Genomic DNA, 15,760 nt, shown 5'->3' with positions numbered 1-15,760 from the left:
AATCATCTGCTTATTATTGAAAGTAAAGAGGATAATCATATATGTTCTATATAGTTATACCCCTAATAGTATTGGTGCTGGGAAGTTTAGTAAAACGTTACATTCCCGTTTTAAATGTTGCATATATTTCGTTAGAACAAGTAAGGAAAACTGAAAGTGTTATTGTAGATGTACGAAATTATACAGAGAGCAACAGTGATAACAATTCTAGAATTATGTGTATACCATATGCGTATTTAAAACGGTATTATCATGAAATACCAAATAAGCCTTTGCATCTTATTGTTCATAATAAAGTGGATCGGAATTTAAGTATACGCTTTTTAAGAAAGAAGGGGTTCCATATTCAAAGTTATAGTATGTATTTGGATAGGAAAAAAGTATAGAAGGAGTTTGAATAGCTTTATGGATGTGAAGACAATATTGAATATAATCTTAATTGTACTTGTATCGTGGTTTATTATTTCTCGATTCTTACCAGCTAGAGGAGTAAAAAACATTTCAGGAAAAGAATTAAAACGTATGATGGGACAAAATAATAAACAATTTATTGATGTGCGAACAGCTGGTGAGTATAGAGGGAACAATATTAAAGGGTTTCGGAATATCCCATTAAATGAACTAGCTAATAAGGCGCAACAATTAGATAAACAGAAAGAAGTTATTGTTCTTTGTCAAAGTGGAATGAGAAGTAAGCAGGCTGCAAAAGTATTAAAAAAATTAGGATTTCAGCACGTTATCAATGTTTCAGGCGGTATGAATGGTTTGTGAGGAGGAAATGTAAAATGAAAGAAATGACAGCAAAAGAATTAGAAGAAAAATTGGTACGTAAAGAAGCAGTAAATATCGTAGATGTACGTGAAGTAGAAGAAGTAGCTGAAGGGAAAATTCCAGAAGCGTGTAACATTCCACTAGGATTATTGGAGTTTCGTATGCATGAGTTGGATAAAAAGAAAGAGTATATTATCGTTTGTCGTTCTGGCGGAAGAAGTGCACGAGCTGTTCAATTTTTAGAGAGCTACGGTTTTCAAGCAATCAATATGGTAGGTGGTATGTTAGCGTGGGAAGGTAAAGTAGAATAGGGCGAAACAATTTTTTATAAAAATAAAAATACCCCTATAGGTAATTGGAGGGAAAACAACATGGAACAACAGAAGAAAACAACAATCGTTTTATTTAGCGGAGATTATGATAAAGCGATGGCTGCTTATATTATTGCAAATGGTGCAGCGGCGTATGATCAAGAGGTAACTATTTTTCATACTTTCTGGGGATTAAATGCTTTAAGGAAAGATGAACATGTAGAGGTAAAGAAAACTTTCATAGAAAAAATGTTTGGAAAGATGATGCCACGCGGCGCTGATAAGATGGGATTATCTAAAATGAATTTTGCTGGTATGGGACCAAAGATGATTAAAGGTATTATGAAAAAACATAATGCGATGCCGTTACCAGATTTAATTGATTTGGCGAAAGAACAGGGGATTAAACTTGTAGCTTGTCAAATGACAGTAGATTTATTAGGGTTAAAAGAGGAAGAGATTATGGAAGGGGTAGAGTTTGCAGGAGTAGGAGCTTATTTAGCAGATGCTTCGGATGGGAATGTAAACTTATTCATTTAAATCACCTTCTTTTTAGAAGGCGGGGGATATAAGGTGAGTTTAGTCGTATTACTTTTTATAATTGGGTTTATAGGATCGTTTATATCAGGAATGGTTGGAATTGGCGGTGCGATTATTAATTATCCGATGATCTTATACATTCCGGTATTGCTAGGATTTACTGGCTATACTGCACATGAAGTGAGTGGTATTACAGCGGTGCAAGTATTCTTTGCAACTTTTGCAGGGGCATGGGCTTATCGGAAAAGTAATGATATGGATAAAACGCTCGTTGTGTATATGGGAGCTAGTATATTAATAGGAAGTTTCATAGGTAGTTTTGGTGCTAATGCATTGGAGGAACATACGGTCAATGTTGTTTATGCAGCGTTAGCAACAATTGCTGCTATTATGATGTTCGTACCGAAACGAAATAATGGTGATGAAGTGAAATATAATAAATGGTTAGCAAGCTTGTTGGCCTTTATTGTAGGCGGAGCATCAGGCATTATAGGTGCTGGAGGCTCGTTCCTTTTAGTTCCGATTATGCTAGTTATTTTAAAATTGCCGATACGTACAACGATAGCAACATCTATCGCTATTACGTTTATTTCTTCAGTAGGGATTACAACTGGAAAAGTAATAACTGGACAAGTAGTTGTAATTCCAGCTCTTATTATTGCGATTGCAAGTATCTTTGCAGCGCCGCTTGGAGCGCGAGTAGGGAAAAAGATCAATCAAAAAGCACTGCAATATATGTTATCGATTTTGATTGTAGGTACAGCTATTAAGATGTGGATTGATATGATATTGAAATAAAAGGATGGCGCTGCTTGCAGCCCATCCTTTTATTTATGCCCAAATCACTTTCATTAAGTTTTTATATTCGTCATTTGCTAATTTATATAGCATTCTCGTATGTTCAAAGACAAGTGCTGGATTAAAGTTTGGCTCTGAGAATGCAAGAGATGTTGAAATATCAATTGCATTTTGCTTGTTTAATGTGAATTTTGCAAATCGATAAGATGTATTTAATTCATTAATGGTATGTAAAACATCATTTGTTGCTGCTTCATTAGGTACGTGAGCAACATTGAAGCAGTATATATCTACAGTAGGATGTTCGTTTTGGAAAGCAGCGATAAGTTGAATTTTTGCGCCAGCTTCTGTCTCTAATCCTACTGAAAAATGAACAGAACCATCATTTTCATCTATATTTTCTTCCATGTATATATCGTTTGACTTTAAGTAGTCTTTAAAATCTGAGATGTTATGTTTTACTGCAGCTTTCATATGTATGAGCCCCCTGATAATTGGAATAGATTGCTACTATTTATTATAATTTAAAAATATTAAAAAAGATAGTTAGAAAGTTCTGATTTTTAATTGTGACGGAATAAAAAGAAGCAGTACTCTACCTCCATAGAGAACTGCTTCTTTATTATTCATTGTCGTTAGACGATGTTTCTGTATCTTCATTGCTATTTTTATTTTTCATTTCATTGTTACTTGATTCGCGTTCACTTGTATTTTCAGACTTAGATTCTTTTGTTTTCTCTGTACTTGTTTTTTTCGAATCAGAGTCTGTTTTTGTATATGCAGGTAATCCAAGATGAGTACGAAGATCGTTTGTAACCTTTGCTAATTCTTTTTTATCTGGATTGTAGTAATACGTTCGGCCGCCACCAGCGGATTTGCTACATGTATCGTCCCCTTTTTCCATATAGCAGTCGTCACCTTGAATTTGTAATTTCTCGATTTCTGAATCCGATCCGTACTTATAGAATGAAAGCATATCATCAAATGTTAAGTTTGTAACGAATTGTCCGTTAATATCATCAATGATGTTGCCAACTTTTGTTACAGAACCAACACTTGTTAGTTTCTTTAAAATAGCCTCGATAACGAGTTGTTGACGTTGTCCACGCATTGCATCACTATCGATGTGTCTTGTCCTAGCAAGAGCAAGAGCTTCTTCGCCATTTAACTTTTGAACACCTTTTTCTAGGTGAATTGCCTCTGCATTATCATTGCTATCTTGCTCAGTAAATTCAACTGGTACATCAACTTCAATACCGCCCAAGTCATCGACGATTTTTATAAATGATTTAAAGTTAAATTTCACAAAATAATCGACAGGAACATTCATTAATTTTTCAACTGCATCAATGCTTGCTTGTGGTCCACCATTTTTTCCATTTTTAGCAGAACCGAATGCATGAGCGTGTGTAATTTTATCTTTTTTCTTTTCTATTGGAATATAAGTATATGTGTCACGTGGGATACTTAATAGTTTTACAGTTTTGCTATCTTTATTAAACGTTGCAAGCAACAGCGCATCTGTTCTAATAGCTTCACCATATTCTTTTCCTCGGACATCGCTTTCATCAACACCCATTACTAAGACAGAGACATTGTTTGTAATAGGTTTTACAGCTCTATCACGTAAATCAGATTTATCACCGCGCGCTAAATCATGTGCGGCATTTCGAACAGCAGAAGATGCTTTATTTACTAAAAACCAAGTATAACCGCCGCCTATTAATAAAACGAATAGTATAGCGCTTATAATAACTTTTATTTTTTTCTTATTTTTTTTCGGGTTACTGCGTGTATTTTCTTGCAAAGATGGGTTTTGCTCCATTTCCTGTACTCCTTCATTTGGATTGAAATACGACACTCATATCCACTTATTATAATGAAATTTAGCGAAAAAAAACATTACAAATCATTTACATTTCGTAAAAATTCAATTTATTTATAAAAAGTCAGATATTCTATATTTTATTTTTCAGATGTAGAATAAGTATAAGGTTTTTTAGTAGAAATGAAAATATGTATTGTGAGAAAGTAATAGAGAAGTAAGATTTGTTGAAATATAGCCAAGAAGAAATGAATAGGTCTACTTGTTTCTTCTATATAATAAAGAAGAATTTGACGGATAAAGGAGAGAACATAATGAATCATACATCATTCCGAGCAATCGTTGTGAACGAAACAGAAAATAAGCAGTTTGTAAGAAACGTTGTCGAGAGAGAAGTAAGTAGTTTACCTGAAGGGGACGTATTCATACAGGTTCATTATTCTTCACTAAATTATAAAGACGCTCTTTCAGCCACTGGTAATAAAGGTGTTACGAGAACATATCCTCATACGCCAGGAATTGATGCAGCAGGAGTGGTTGTGAGTAGTAAAGATGCTACCATTAAGGCGGGAGATCAAGTCATTGTAACGGGATATGATTTAGGGATGAATACTTCTGGTGGTTTCGGAGAATATATTCGCGTGCCAGCATCTTGGATTGTCCCTTTACCAGAGGGAATGTCATTAAAGGAAAGTATGATGTACGGGACAGCAGGTTTTACAGCTGCTTTATCAGTATATAAGCTTATTAGAGCAGGTATAACGCCAAGTATGGGAGATGTACTAGTAACGGGTGCTACAGGTGGCGTAGGAAGTGTAGCTGTTAGTATTTTAAGTAAGTTAGGGTTTAGCGTAGTAGGAGCGACAGGAAAAATGGAAGAGGAACAGATGCTACTACGTCTAGGAGCGAAAAAGGTGATTCATCGCGCAGAATTGAATGATGAATCAGGAAGACCAATGCTTAAAGGAATATACGCCGGGGTTATCGATACTGTAGGTGGACATATGTTAGAAACAGCTTTAAAAACGGTAAAGTATGGCGGGTGCGTAACGACATGCGGTAATGTGGCAGGCCATGAATTACAAACAACGGTATATCCGTTTATTTTGCGAGGCATAAGCCTGTTAGGAGTAGATTCTGTACAGTGCCCAGTAGATGTGAGAAGAGATGTATGGACGCTCCTAGCAAATGAATGGGAAAACAAAGAGTTACTATCTTATACAGAAGAATGTACATTAGAAGAATTAGATGAGAAGTTTACACTTATATTGCAAGGAAAGTTAAAAGGTAGAACGGTTGTAAATATGAAATGAAAAAAGAGACGCTCATGTTAGCGTCTCTTTCCTATTATAATGATTGTTTTAAATGGACTTTACCTTGTTCACCTAAAACACCATCAGCGATATTTACAGCGTGATCGCCAATGCGCTCTAAGTTACTTACCATATCAACGAAGATGATACTTGCATCACCTGAACAGCTACGTTCATTCAGACGTAATACGTGACGTTTACGAAGAACACGTTCCATTTGATCGATTTTACGTTCTTTTGCAATAACTGTTTGAGCTAGTTCAGTATCGAAGTTTGTTAAAGCTTCAACTGCGTCTTGTAATGTTGAAATCGTTAACTCAAGCATTTCATTTAATTCAGCTAGTGCTTCGTTTGATAGGGAAACACGGTTTGAAATTTGGAAATCAACAAGTTCTACAAGGTTTTCTACATGATCACCGACACGTTCAATATCGCCAACGACACCTGCTAAAACGGAATGTTTTTCAGAATCTGTAGGTGAAAGCGGCTTTTCTGATAGTAAAACTAAATACTCGGTAATTTTTTTATCTAAGTTGTTAATAGCTCCTTCTAATTGAGTAGCCATGTCAGCGTGTTTTTTATCTTGTGTGTTTAAAAATTGGTTTGCTTCTTTTAATCCATGTAATGAAAACTCAGCCATACGAATAATCTCTTTTTGTGCTTCAGTTAAAGCAATAGCTGGAGATTGTTCAATAAAGATTGGATTTAAATGTTGCGGTTTGAAATCAATAGCAGCATCTTCCCCGCGAATAATTTTCGTTACAATCCATGCTAATACAGCGATGAATGGGAACTGAATAATTGTATTCGTTACGTTAAATGTTCCGTGTGCAAATGCAATTGTCATCTCTGGATTTAAGTTTAATGACGTTTGGAAGTATTGAATTAAATTTGTAAAAGGTATTAATAAAATTGTAAAGATGATTGTACCGACAATATTAAAGATAACGTGAACTAATGCTGCGCGTCTTGCAGCAATTGAAGTACCGATTGCTGCTAATACAGCTGTAATTGTTGTACCGATGTTATCACCAAACAATACAGGAAGGGCAGCTTGTAAATCGATTGCACCTTGACCGAATAGTTCTTGTAAAATACCGATTGTTGCACTTGAGCTTTGTACAATTAAAGTGAAGACTGTACCAACAACAATACCTAAAATTGGATTATCACTCATGCTAACCGTTAATTCTTGGAATGATTCTAAAGAGCGAAGAGGCTTCATACCTGTGCTCATTAGTTCTAAACCGAAGAATAACATACCAAAACCGAATATAACTTGACCTAAAGAATGTACTTTTTTATTTTTAAAGAAGAATAGTAAGATAGCTCCAACTGCCATAATTGGAAGAGCATATTCTCCGATTTTAATTCCAATAATAAATGCAGTAACTGTCGTACCGATGTTCGCACCCATAATAACACCGATTGCTTGTCTTAATGTCATAAACCCAGCACTTACAAGTCCGACTGTTAAAGCGGTTGTTCCTGAACTTGATTGGATTAATACGGTAACTAACATACCTGCTAGTACACCCATCAGTGGGTTTGTTGTAAAGCGATCTAGAATATCACGAAGACGATCTCCAGCAGCTTGTTGCAGTCCATCGCCCATGTATTTAATTCCGAATAAGAAAATACCTAATCCACCAATGAACTGGAAGATCATATCTTGAACATTGTATTCCACGCATTCCACTCCTTAAATTTCATGTACGATGTAATTATTAACTGAACCGTGAGCCACTGTAAACGATTTATCAGTAAAATTTACACTAAATTTACAAAGGGATAAAAAGTTTACAATTCTTTAAAGAAACAGCTGTATTTTATTGGTTTTTATCTTTTGTAAATCGTATTTTTGTAAAGAAATCACACTCTTTAGAATAGTGTTTTTCATTTGTATATGAAGGAAAGCGTCTGTGAGTTCATCGTATATTTTTTGATGAAAGGTAAAAAAATATGTAGGAAAATGCATGTAGTTTTATAAACTCAAAAATACGTAAAAAAGCCACTGGAATTATCCAGCAGCTTTTTCTGTGTTTTTATTTCCATGCTTTTGTCTTCTTACACTTGTGATGTAAATGAATAGGAAAGCAATAAGTAATAGAGAGGAATAACGATATACAGTTGCGTAGTTTGTAAAATGTGCAATGAATCCAAAAATAATCGCGCCAGCACCAATTCCAAGGTCAAATGCTGAGAAGAATGTAGCTGTTGCGACTCCTCGTCGGTGCGGTGCTACTCGGTCAATCATCCACGCTTGTAGTGCAGGTTGAATCGCTCCGAAACCACTTCCGTAGCATGCTGCTGCAATAATTAAGCTTGGAATGGTAGTTGTATACGACAATAAAATAATCCCTGTAAACGTAATAATAACTCCTGGAATAATTACGAAGGAATGACCTTTTGCATCATATAACTTTCCGGAAAATGGACGAGTAACAGCGATTGCAAGTGCATTAAATAAGAAGAAGAGGCTTATATCAGCAATGCCGACTTCTGTAGCAAATAACGTAATAAAGCTTCCGATTCCCCCGTACATTAATGTAATACATAATATTAATAATGAAGGAAGTAAAGCTTTGCGCTCAATAAATCCATCGAGAAAGGTACCAGATGTTTGCTGTGGTGATTGCGGCGATTTTTTGATTTGAAGTAGTTTCGTTAATATTAATGAAACAATTGTACAGGAAAGTGCACATAAAAAAAGAATCGTGAAGTTATATGTTTGCATAAGCCAAAGTCCGATAAGTGGACCGAGCGCCATTGCAATCGTTCCAGAAAGACCGAAATATCCCATGCCTTCACCGCGGCGAGCTTGCGGAATTAAATCGGAAACGACAGTTCCATATGTAGTCGTTGTAATACCAAAACCAGCTCCGTGTAAAATTCGAACGGCAAGCAATAGGAAAACAGTTGAAGCGAAAAGATAACTACCCATAGCGAGTAAACAAATAGCAGTACCAATCATTAAAATGATTTTTTTGCTGAATTTTTGCAAGGCATTTCCAGTTAGCGGTCTAACAAAAAGTGCCGCAACAGTAAACATACCGACAACAAATCCAATATTGGAACTTGTACCTCCAATTTCTTTCACATAAACAGGTAAAGTCGGAATTAACATTTGAAATCCTAAAAACATACATAAGTTTGCTAGAATTAGCGCAACAAATTCTTTCGTCCATAACGGTTCTCGTTTTACGAGTATTGCTTCTCCCATATATTCATCCCCTATATAAAAAATTTCTCTTTTCTTTCGAGTATATGTATTGGCCAATGAAACAGTCAAGGAAGGTGCCTTGAAAACGTACAACAATTTTCGAGGTAAAAAACTGACAAATTTGTGGAAAGACTACACAACTATGAAAAAAAGATGTAAAGTATAGATGTATAGACTGGTAGTTGTTATGAATGATAGAAATTGTTTTTTCTTTAAAGAAAGCGGATTCAAAAAGTAGTGAATGAGAAGGGGATATATACTTTTTCGCTACATATATTTGAAAAGGTTTACAATATGATGAAGAAAGAGGCGTGTACATATGAGACGATTAGGTATTTCTATTTATCCAGAACATTCAACAGTAGAGAAAGATAAAGAGTATTTAACATTAGCAAGTAAATACGGATTTACTCGTGTATTTACATGTTTATTATCTGTAGATGGTGAAAAAGAGAAAATTATAGAAGAGTTTAAAGAAACGATTTCTCATGCAAATGCATTAGGATTCCAAGTGTTAGTTGATATTAGTCCAGCTGTTTTTGAGCAATTAGGTATTTCATATAACGATTTATCGTTTTTCCATGAACTAGGTGCGTACGGTATTCGTTTAGATGTTGGTTTCTCAGGATTAGAAGAATCAATTATGACGTACAATCCGTATGGCTTAAAAATTGAGATCAATATGAGTAACGGTACGAAGTATGTAGATAACATTATGAGTCATAGACCAAATCGCGAAAATTTAATTGGTTGCCATAATTTTTATCCGCATCGTTATTCCGGATTATCATATGATCATTTTATGAAATGCTCGAAACAATTTAAAGATTACGGTATGAGAACGGCTGCTTTTATTTCATCATTTGATGCAACATATGGACCTTGGCCAGTAACAGAAGGATTATGTACGTTAGAGCAGCATCGTGAATTACCAATGACAACACAAGCGAAGCATTTATTTGCAACAGAATTAATTGATGATGTTATTATTGCGAATGCTTATGCATCAGAAGTAGAATTACAAGCACTAGGTGCATTAAATAAAGAGAAACAAACATTTGATATAGAGTTATATGATACAACGACAGAACTAGAAAAAATTATCGTATTAGACGAGCCTCATTTTTATCGCGGGGATGTATCTGAATATATGATTCGCTCTACACAAAGCCGTGTGAAATATAAAAAAGAAGAGTTTAAACCTCATCATACACGTGAAATTAAGCGCGGCGATCTTCTAATTGATAATGAGCAATATGGCCAATATAAAGGTGAATTGCAAATTGCATTAAAAGATATGGTGAATACAGGAAAAACAAATGTAGTTGGTCGAATTGTAGAAGAAGAGATTTTCTTATTAGATTATTTGCAAGCATGGGATAAATTCGGATTTACATTAAAGAAATAGATAAAATAAAAGGGAAAAACTACTGATTTCAGCAGCTTTTTCCTTTTTATATATAAATTGCGAGAGGAAGAGCTATGACAAAGGTGCATCAGCGATTAGTTTCTATTTTAGAGGAGTTTTTAGAAGAGAAATCGATGTTAAATCGAGCTTTTTTAGCGAGCCGTTTACATGTATCAACGAAGACGATTCAAAAAGATATAAAATTATTAAATGATATATTGGAAGAAAATGGAGCGAAAATTGAATCGCAAAGAGGGACTGGATACGAACTAGAAATTATACAAGCGAAGAAGTTTGAAGAGTTTTGCGTGAGTCTATTTCAAAAACAGACGGAAAAGATCCCAACTTCTTACGAAGAAAGGATAGCTTACATTCTACAACGTATTTTAACGACAGATGGGTATGTGAAGCTTTCACAGTTAGCAGAGGAGATTTATGTAAGTAAATCGACTGTAAATTTAATTATGAAAGATGTGACAGATATATGTGGTCGCTATCAATTACAAATTGAAAAGAGACCGTATTATGGTATACGTATTGTCGGAGAGGAGTTTCATATTCGTTCTTGTTTATCACAATATGGTTTACCGCGTTATGACCATACTCCGTTTCATGAGCAATTTGAGCAGAATGATACATACTTATCGCTACCTCATATACCGCTTATCCGTTCGATTATATTAAAGTATATCGAAGGAGGAACGATATACTTATCAGATATAGAAATTGATAATTTAGTCATTCATATTGCAATTGCATTAAAGCGTTGTGAAGATCAACATTATATGAAAGGACTACATGTAGAGCAAGCTGAACTTATAATAAAGAAAGAATACACAATTGCGAAAGAGATTTTAGGGGATTTAGAGAAAGAGTTGCATCTTTCATTTCCAGAAGAAGAAGTTTTATATGTGACGATGCATTTATTAAGTACTGCTGTTACAGCGAAAGATCGTTATGAAAATGTGGAAGAACTATTAGGAAAAGATCTATATGCATTCATGCAACATATTCTTTTTAAAGTAGCGGAAGAACGGAATCTTATTTTTTATTATGATGAAGAATTATTATTTGGGTTTGGTGTTCATTTAAAAACGTTATTAAATCGTTTGAAGTATAAGTTAAATACGAGAAATCCTCTTTTGGCAGAAGTGAAAAAGAATTATCCGTATGCTTTTGAAATTGCGGTTCTCGTTGGAGATATAATTGGTGAATATACGGGAGAATCGATTCCGGAAAGTGAAATTGGTTATATTGCGATTCACTTCGGCGGAGCGATGAGCCGTTTACAGGAACAGAATCAAAAGAAAAGATGTTTATTAGTTTGTGCAACTGGTCAAGGAAGTGCCCAACTATTGAAATATAAAATTCTATCACAGTTCCGAGATAAATTAGAGATTGTGGGAATTACCGGTTATTATCAATTGAAAGTAGAAGACCTTTATAAAGATAAAATAGATTGTATTATTAGTACGATTCATATACCAAGTGGTTTACCTGTGCCTGTTATAAAAGTAAACTCAATATTTGATGATAAAGAGATTAAGTCAATTGGTCAGCAGTTATTTACGCATGTGAATACTAGTGTACAGCAATATATGAAGGAAGATTTAATCTTTTTAAATCACAATGCTTCTACGAAGGAAGAGGTTATCCGATTTTTATGTGAGAAAGCTGCTGAGAAAAACTATGTCCCAGAACACTTTTATGACTCTGTTATGGAAAGAGAGAATACATCCCCTACAGCGGTTGGGAATTTAGTTGCGATTCCACATCCGATGCAGTTATTAAGTGAGAAAACATTTTTGATGTTTTGTACACTTAATAAAGCGGTTGACTGGGGAGATAAGAAAGTACAAGTTATTATTTTATTTAGTGTAAAGCGCAATAATAATGAAGATTTACAAAAGCTTTATGATTTTTTATATGATATTATGTCTAATCAAAATACGATAGAGAAATTAGCTCAGGCTGAAGTGGTTGAAGATTTTCAAGAGATATTATTATCGTTATAAGAGAAGTATATAAAAACTTCCGTTACACAACGGAAGTTTTTTATGTTTAATTGTATGCGTTTTCATAATAAGATAACAATATAGAAAAAAGATGGCTTGGGGGAATTTAAAATGACTGATATGCAAACTCCATTTGCGTTAATTTTACATGGTGGCAACGCGAGAAGCGCGTCACTTGAAGCAATTGCTTTTGCAAGACAAGGAGATTTTGAGAATGCGAGTGAAAAGATGAAACTTGCTAGGGAAGAAATTTCAGCAGCTCATCGTATTCAAACAGACTTAATTCAAGAAGAAGCAGGAGGAAATCATGCAGAAATCAGTTTACTGTTAGTGCATGCACAAGATCATTTAATGAATGCAATTACAGTGAAAGAACTTGCTGAAGAATTTATCACTCTTCATAAACGAATAGAAGAGAAAGTGACAGTATAAGATGTACATTTTATTATGTTGTGCAGCAGGCATGTCAACGAGTATGGTTGTAAGAAAAATGCAAGAAGAGGCAATGAAACAAGGGAAGGATTATAAAATTAAAGCAGTTGATTCAGAACTTGTGAAACTGGAAATAAAAAATGCTGATGTTGTTTTAATTGGGCCACAGGTGAAATATTTATTTCCAGCCGTAGAGTTTCTTGCAAATTCATACAATATACCAGTTGCGATTATAGACCAACGAGATTATGGCATGTGTGATGGTTTGAAAGTACTGAAACAAGCAGAACAATTAGTTTTAGCATAATTATATTTTTTTAAATATAAACATTATAATGTTATAACTTTATTTCGTCCTTTCATAGAAAAGAGAAAGAGGAGGGGTTTTGATGAATGGATTTATGAGTTTTATGGAACAAAAGATTATGCCAACAACACAAAAGATTGCCGGACAGCGACATTTATTAGCAATTCGAAACGGGGTTATTTCTACATTACCTTTAACGATTGTCGGATCATTTTTCGTTATCTTTTTAAACTTACCAATTGATGCATATATGGAGTGGATTGCACCGTTTCGCCATATTTTAGATATTCCATTCCGATTTACAGTAGGACTAATGGCATTATATGCAGCATTTGGGGTAGGGGCTTCGCTCGCGAATTTTTATCAGCTCAATCAATTAAGTGCAGGGTTATTATCTGTACTCGCCTTTTTACTAGCATCGGTTGAACCAATTCAAATTACGAAAGCTGTACCAGGTGTTATTGATGCAGGTAGATATATTTCAGTGGGAACATTAAGTGCAACATCTTTATTCGGCGCAATTGTTACAGCTTTAATTGCAGTAGAAATTTATCACTTTATGATTAAGCATAATATCTCAATTAAATTACCAGATAGTGTACCACCAGCAGTTTCAAATTCGTTTGCAGCATTAATTCCAACGCTAGCAGTTATTCTTTTATTCTGGGGCATTCGCTACGGTTTGAAATTTGATGTAAATACAACAATCACATATTTAATCGCACCACTAAAATCAGTATTAGTAGGAAATAATTTATTCGGCGGTTTATTAACAGTATTCTTAATCGTATTCTTCTGGTCATTCGGTATACATGGCCCTGCGATTTTAGGACCGATCATTCGCCCAATGTGGGATTCTGCAATTCTTGAAAATATGGAAGTATTCACAGCTACAGGAAATGCACATCAATTACCAAACTTATTTACAGAGCAATTTATTCAATGGTTTGTATGGATTGGTGGATCAGGCTCAACGTTAGCTTTAGTAATTATGTTTATGTTCTCTAAATCTAAGTTCTTAAAAGAGTTAGGTAGATTATCATTCGTGCCAGGCTTATTCAATATTAACGAACCAATTATTTTCGGGGCACCAATTGTAATGAACCCAATCTTAATTATTCCGTTCGTTATTACACCGTTAGTGACAACGACAGTATCATATTTCGCAGTTGTTTCAGGTATGATTCCGATGATGATGGCGAAACTGCCATTTACGATGTTAGCACCAATTGCAGCGATTATTAGTACGGACTGGACAATTATGGCTGGTGTACTTGTACTTGTTAACTTTGTTATCTCATTCGTTATTTACTATCCGTTCTTCAAAATGTATGAGAAACAACAATTAGCAGGAGAGGAGAAAACAGAATGCTCGGAGCAATTATCATCTTAATTACATTTGTAGCGGGGCAGTGTATTGCACATTATTCAAAATGGGTACAAAGTAAATCTTTATTAGTTTTACTACTAGTATCAATTGTATTTATCGGTAGTTCAATGGGTGCCTATGTAATGCTAAGCTTACAATCACCGTACGTAATTATTGTACCAACGATTTTATGTGCAACATGTTTATCTGCAAAATATAGATTTACGAGCATGGCATTAATACAACGTGTGAAGGAGATGCAAAAGCATGGAGCGTAAATTAGGAATTTCACTTTATCCAGAGCATTCAACGAAAGAAAAAGATATGGCATACATTTCGGCAGCGGCACGCCACGGTTTTTCAAGAATATTCACTTGTTTATTGTCTGTGAATCGTCCGAAAGAAGAGATTGTAGCTGAATTTAAAGAAATTATTCATCACGCAAAAGATAACAATATGGAAGTGATTTTAGATGTAGCTCCGGCTGTCTTTGATCAGCTCGGTATTAGTTATAGTGATCTATCATTTTTCGCAGAGTTAGGTGCAGACGGTATTCGATTAGATTTAGGGTTTGACGGATTAACTGAAGCGAAAATGACGAATAATCCGTACGGCTTAAAAATTGAGCTGAACGTAAGTAACGATATTGCGTACTTAGAAAATATTCTTTCGCATCAGGCAAATAAGTCAGCTTTAATTGGTTGTCATAACTTCTATCCGCAAAAATTTACTGGACTTCCGTACGATTATTTCATTCGCTGTAGTGAACGCTTTAAAAAACAGGGTATTCGCACGGCAGCGTTTATTACGTCACATGCAGCTAACATCGGCCCATGGGATATTAACGACGGATTATGTACATTAGAACAGCATCGTAACTTACCGATTGAAGTACAAGCGAAACATTTATGGGCGACAGGGCTTATTGATGACGTTATTATCGGAAATGCTTATGCGAGTGAAGAAGAGTTAGAGAAACTAGGAAACTTAAATCGTTACATGTTACAGCTGAAAGTAAACTTTGTAGACGAGGCGACTGAAGTAGAGAAGAGAGCCACGCTGCAAGAATTACACGTAAGACGCGGTGACATAACAGAATATATGGTACGTTCTACAGAAGTACGTAAAAAGTACAAAGACTATGACTTCCCGGTGCGCGAAAGTGTACGACAGGAAAGAGGCCAAGTTGTAATTGGTAACAACTCATTTGGTAAGTATAAAGGCGAATTACAAATCATTCTAAAAGAAATGCCGATAGATGAACGAAAAAATATTGTCGGTACAATTGCAGAAGAAGAGTTATTCTTACTAGATTATGTAGGAGCTTGGACGCAGTTTACTTGTGTGGAATAGGGAAGTACAAGGAGAGGATGCCGTGGCATCCTCTTTTTTCTGGTGAAATAGTGGTTTATCGTATATAGAATGCAAAGAGATAGACTTAATTTGGA

At 35.0% G+C, this 15,760-nt stretch carries 17 protein-coding genes; 13 read left to right on the top strand and 4 right to left on the bottom strand.

The window, feature by feature from the left end; translation table 11 throughout:
* Positions 1 to 41 precede the first annotated feature (41 nt).
* Genes BAQ46_RS31510 through BAQ46_RS01400 form a run of 5 tightly spaced genes read left to right on the top strand, consistent with a single transcriptional unit; the run spans position 42 to position 2,420 of the window.
* Positions 42 to 386, top strand: coding sequence for a sulfurtransferase (locus BAQ46_RS31510; RefSeq protein ID WP_071741527.1), 345 nt, complete (start codon positions 42 to 44; stop codon positions 384 to 386).
* A gap of 19 nt (positions 387 to 405) precedes the next feature.
* Positions 406 to 771 carry a rhodanese-like domain-containing protein gene (locus tag BAQ46_RS01415; protein WP_000382692.1) on the top strand — a complete coding sequence of 122 codons (366 nt, stop codon included), beginning with the start codon at positions 406 to 408 and terminating at the stop codon, positions 769 to 771.
* 14 nt (positions 772 to 785) lie between these two features.
* Positions 786 to 1,082, top strand: coding sequence for a rhodanese-like domain-containing protein (locus BAQ46_RS01410; protein WP_000661803.1), 297 nt, complete (start codon positions 786 to 788; stop codon positions 1,080 to 1,082).
* A gap of 60 nt (positions 1,083 to 1,142) precedes the next feature.
* Positions 1,143 to 1,622, top strand: a complete 480-nt coding sequence (locus BAQ46_RS01405; protein ID WP_000437719.1) for a DsrE/DsrF/DrsH-like family protein — start codon at positions 1,143 to 1,145, stop codon at positions 1,620 to 1,622.
* A 33-nt stretch (positions 1,623 to 1,655) separates the two neighbouring features.
* Positions 1,656 to 2,420 carry a sulfite exporter TauE/SafE family protein gene (locus BAQ46_RS01400; RefSeq protein ID WP_000060727.1) on the top strand — a complete coding sequence of 255 codons (765 nt, stop codon included), beginning with the start codon at positions 1,656 to 1,658 and terminating at the stop codon, positions 2,418 to 2,420.
* Positions 2,421 to 2,453: 33 nt separating this feature from the next.
* Here the strand turns inward: BAQ46_RS01400 and BAQ46_RS01395 are convergent, their stop codons facing one another.
* Positions 2,454 to 2,894 carry a YbjN domain-containing protein gene (locus tag BAQ46_RS01395; protein WP_000642365.1) on the bottom strand — a complete coding sequence of 147 codons (441 nt, stop codon included), beginning with the start codon at positions 2,892 to 2,894 and terminating at the stop codon, positions 2,454 to 2,456.
* Between the two features lie 148 nt (positions 2,895 to 3,042).
* A complete protein-coding gene (locus BAQ46_RS01390; RefSeq protein WP_000437431.1) occupies positions 3,043 to 4,245 on the bottom strand; it encodes an LCP family protein in 1,203 nt (400 codons plus the stop codon).
* A 314-nt stretch (positions 4,246 to 4,559) separates the two neighbouring features.
* Between BAQ46_RS01390 and BAQ46_RS01385 the strand changes: the two genes are divergently transcribed.
* Positions 4,560 to 5,558: a YhdH/YhfP family quinone oxidoreductase gene (locus tag BAQ46_RS01385; RefSeq protein WP_001016973.1), complete on the top strand. Its 999-nt coding sequence runs from the start codon at positions 4,560 to 4,562 to the stop codon at positions 5,556 to 5,558.
* A 34-nt stretch (positions 5,559 to 5,592) separates the two neighbouring features.
* On the opposite strand, the gene BAQ46_RS01380 is transcribed toward BAQ46_RS01385, so the two are convergent.
* Together BAQ46_RS01380 and BAQ46_RS01375 are read right to left on the bottom strand one after the other, a co-directional pair.
* Entirely contained in the window at positions 5,593 to 7,248 is a 1,656-nt protein-coding gene (locus BAQ46_RS01380) for a Na/Pi cotransporter family protein (RefSeq protein ID WP_000456257.1), read from the bottom strand.
* A gap of 330 nt (positions 7,249 to 7,578) precedes the next feature.
* Positions 7,579 to 8,781: an MFS transporter gene (locus BAQ46_RS01375; protein WP_000503266.1), complete on the bottom strand. Its 1,203-nt coding sequence runs from the start codon at positions 8,779 to 8,781 to the stop codon at positions 7,579 to 7,581.
* A gap of 319 nt (positions 8,782 to 9,100) precedes the next feature.
* Here BAQ46_RS01375 and BAQ46_RS01370 point away from each other — a divergent pair, with 319 nt between their 5' ends.
* From BAQ46_RS01370 to BAQ46_RS01340, 7 genes are all read left to right on the top strand, one after another.
* Positions 9,101 to 10,189, top strand: coding sequence for a DUF871 domain-containing protein (locus BAQ46_RS01370; protein WP_001253343.1), 1,089 nt, complete (start codon positions 9,101 to 9,103; stop codon positions 10,187 to 10,189).
* 74 nt (positions 10,190 to 10,263) lie between these two features.
* Positions 10,264 to 12,204 (top strand): BglG family transcription antiterminator, encoded by a 1,941-nt coding sequence (locus BAQ46_RS01365; RefSeq protein ID WP_000169840.1) that lies wholly within the window; start codon positions 10,264 to 10,266, stop codon positions 12,202 to 12,204.
* A 111-nt stretch (positions 12,205 to 12,315) separates the two neighbouring features.
* Positions 12,316 to 12,636 carry a PTS lactose/cellobiose transporter subunit IIA gene (locus BAQ46_RS01360; protein ID WP_000131334.1) on the top strand — a complete coding sequence of 107 codons (321 nt, stop codon included), beginning with the start codon at positions 12,316 to 12,318 and terminating at the stop codon, positions 12,634 to 12,636.
* 1 nt (position 12,637) lies between these two features.
* Positions 12,638 to 12,943: a PTS sugar transporter subunit IIB gene (locus tag BAQ46_RS01355; RefSeq protein WP_000275647.1), complete on the top strand. Its 306-nt coding sequence runs from the start codon at positions 12,638 to 12,640 to the stop codon at positions 12,941 to 12,943.
* An 82-nt stretch (positions 12,944 to 13,025) separates the two neighbouring features.
* Positions 13,026 to 14,336, top strand: coding sequence for a PTS sugar transporter subunit IIC (locus tag BAQ46_RS01350; protein ID WP_001013054.1), 1,311 nt, complete (start codon positions 13,026 to 13,028; stop codon positions 14,334 to 14,336).
* The gene (locus BAQ46_RS01345; protein ID WP_000900037.1) at positions 14,312 to 14,590 is read left to right on the top strand and encodes a hypothetical protein; all 279 of its coding nucleotides are present in this window, start codon (positions 14,312 to 14,314) and stop codon (positions 14,588 to 14,590) included. The genes BAQ46_RS01350 and BAQ46_RS01345 overlap by 25 nt, the downstream gene beginning before the upstream one ends.
* A complete protein-coding gene (locus BAQ46_RS01340) occupies positions 14,580 to 15,665 on the top strand; it encodes a DUF871 domain-containing protein (protein ID WP_000440033.1) in 1,086 nt (361 codons plus the stop codon). The genes BAQ46_RS01345 and BAQ46_RS01340 overlap by 11 nt, the downstream gene beginning before the upstream one ends.
* Positions 15,666 to 15,760: the final 95 nt, after the last annotated feature.

Origin of the sequence: Bacillus paranthracis (assembly GCF_001883995.1) — a bacterium.
GTDB lineage: Bacteria > Bacillota > Bacilli > Bacillales > Bacillaceae_G > Bacillus_A > Bacillus_A paranthracis.
The sequence above is the reverse complement of the archived record's forward strand: the minus strand, read 5'-3'. Positions and strand labels throughout refer to the sequence as shown.

Bases quoted from the DNA above. Each gene is read 5' to 3' on its own strand.
- BAQ46_RS01345 (WP_000900037.1), top strand. From the start codon at position 14,312: ATGCTCGGAGCAATTATCATCTTAATTACATTTGTAGCGGGGCAGTGT.
- BAQ46_RS01390 (WP_000437431.1), bottom strand. From the start codon at position 4,245: ATGGAGCAAAACCCATCTTTGCAAGAAAATACACGCAGTAACCCGAAA.
- BAQ46_RS01385 (WP_001016973.1), top strand. From the start codon at position 4,560: ATGAATCATACATCATTCCGAGCAATCGTTGTGAACGAAACAGAAAAT.
- BAQ46_RS01375 (WP_000503266.1), bottom strand. From the start codon at position 8,781: ATGGGAGAAGCAATACTCGTAAAACGAGAACCGTTATGGACGAAAGAA.
- BAQ46_RS01370 (WP_001253343.1), top strand. From the start codon at position 9,101: ATGAGACGATTAGGTATTTCTATTTATCCAGAACATTCAACAGTAGAG.
- BAQ46_RS01405 (WP_000437719.1), top strand. From the start codon at position 1,143: ATGGAACAACAGAAGAAAACAACAATCGTTTTATTTAGCGGAGATTAT.
- BAQ46_RS01365 (WP_000169840.1), top strand. From the start codon at position 10,264: ATGACAAAGGTGCATCAGCGATTAGTTTCTATTTTAGAGGAGTTTTTA.
- BAQ46_RS01350 (WP_001013054.1), top strand. From the start codon at position 13,026: ATGAATGGATTTATGAGTTTTATGGAACAAAAGATTATGCCAACAACA.
- BAQ46_RS01415 (WP_000382692.1), top strand. From the start codon at position 406: ATGGATGTGAAGACAATATTGAATATAATCTTAATTGTACTTGTATCG.
- BAQ46_RS01395 (WP_000642365.1), bottom strand. From the start codon at position 2,894: ATGAAAGCTGCAGTAAAACATAACATCTCAGATTTTAAAGACTACTTA.
- BAQ46_RS01360 (WP_000131334.1), top strand. From the start codon at position 12,316: ATGACTGATATGCAAACTCCATTTGCGTTAATTTTACATGGTGGCAAC.
- BAQ46_RS01410 (WP_000661803.1), top strand. From the start codon at position 786: ATGAAAGAAATGACAGCAAAAGAATTAGAAGAAAAATTGGTACGTAAA.
- BAQ46_RS31510 (WP_071741527.1), top strand. From the start codon at position 42: ATGTTCTATATAGTTATACCCCTAATAGTATTGGTGCTGGGAAGTTTA.
- BAQ46_RS01355 (WP_000275647.1), top strand. From the start codon at position 12,638: ATGTACATTTTATTATGTTGTGCAGCAGGCATGTCAACGAGTATGGTT.
- BAQ46_RS01340 (WP_000440033.1), top strand. From the start codon at position 14,580: ATGGAGCGTAAATTAGGAATTTCACTTTATCCAGAGCATTCAACGAAA.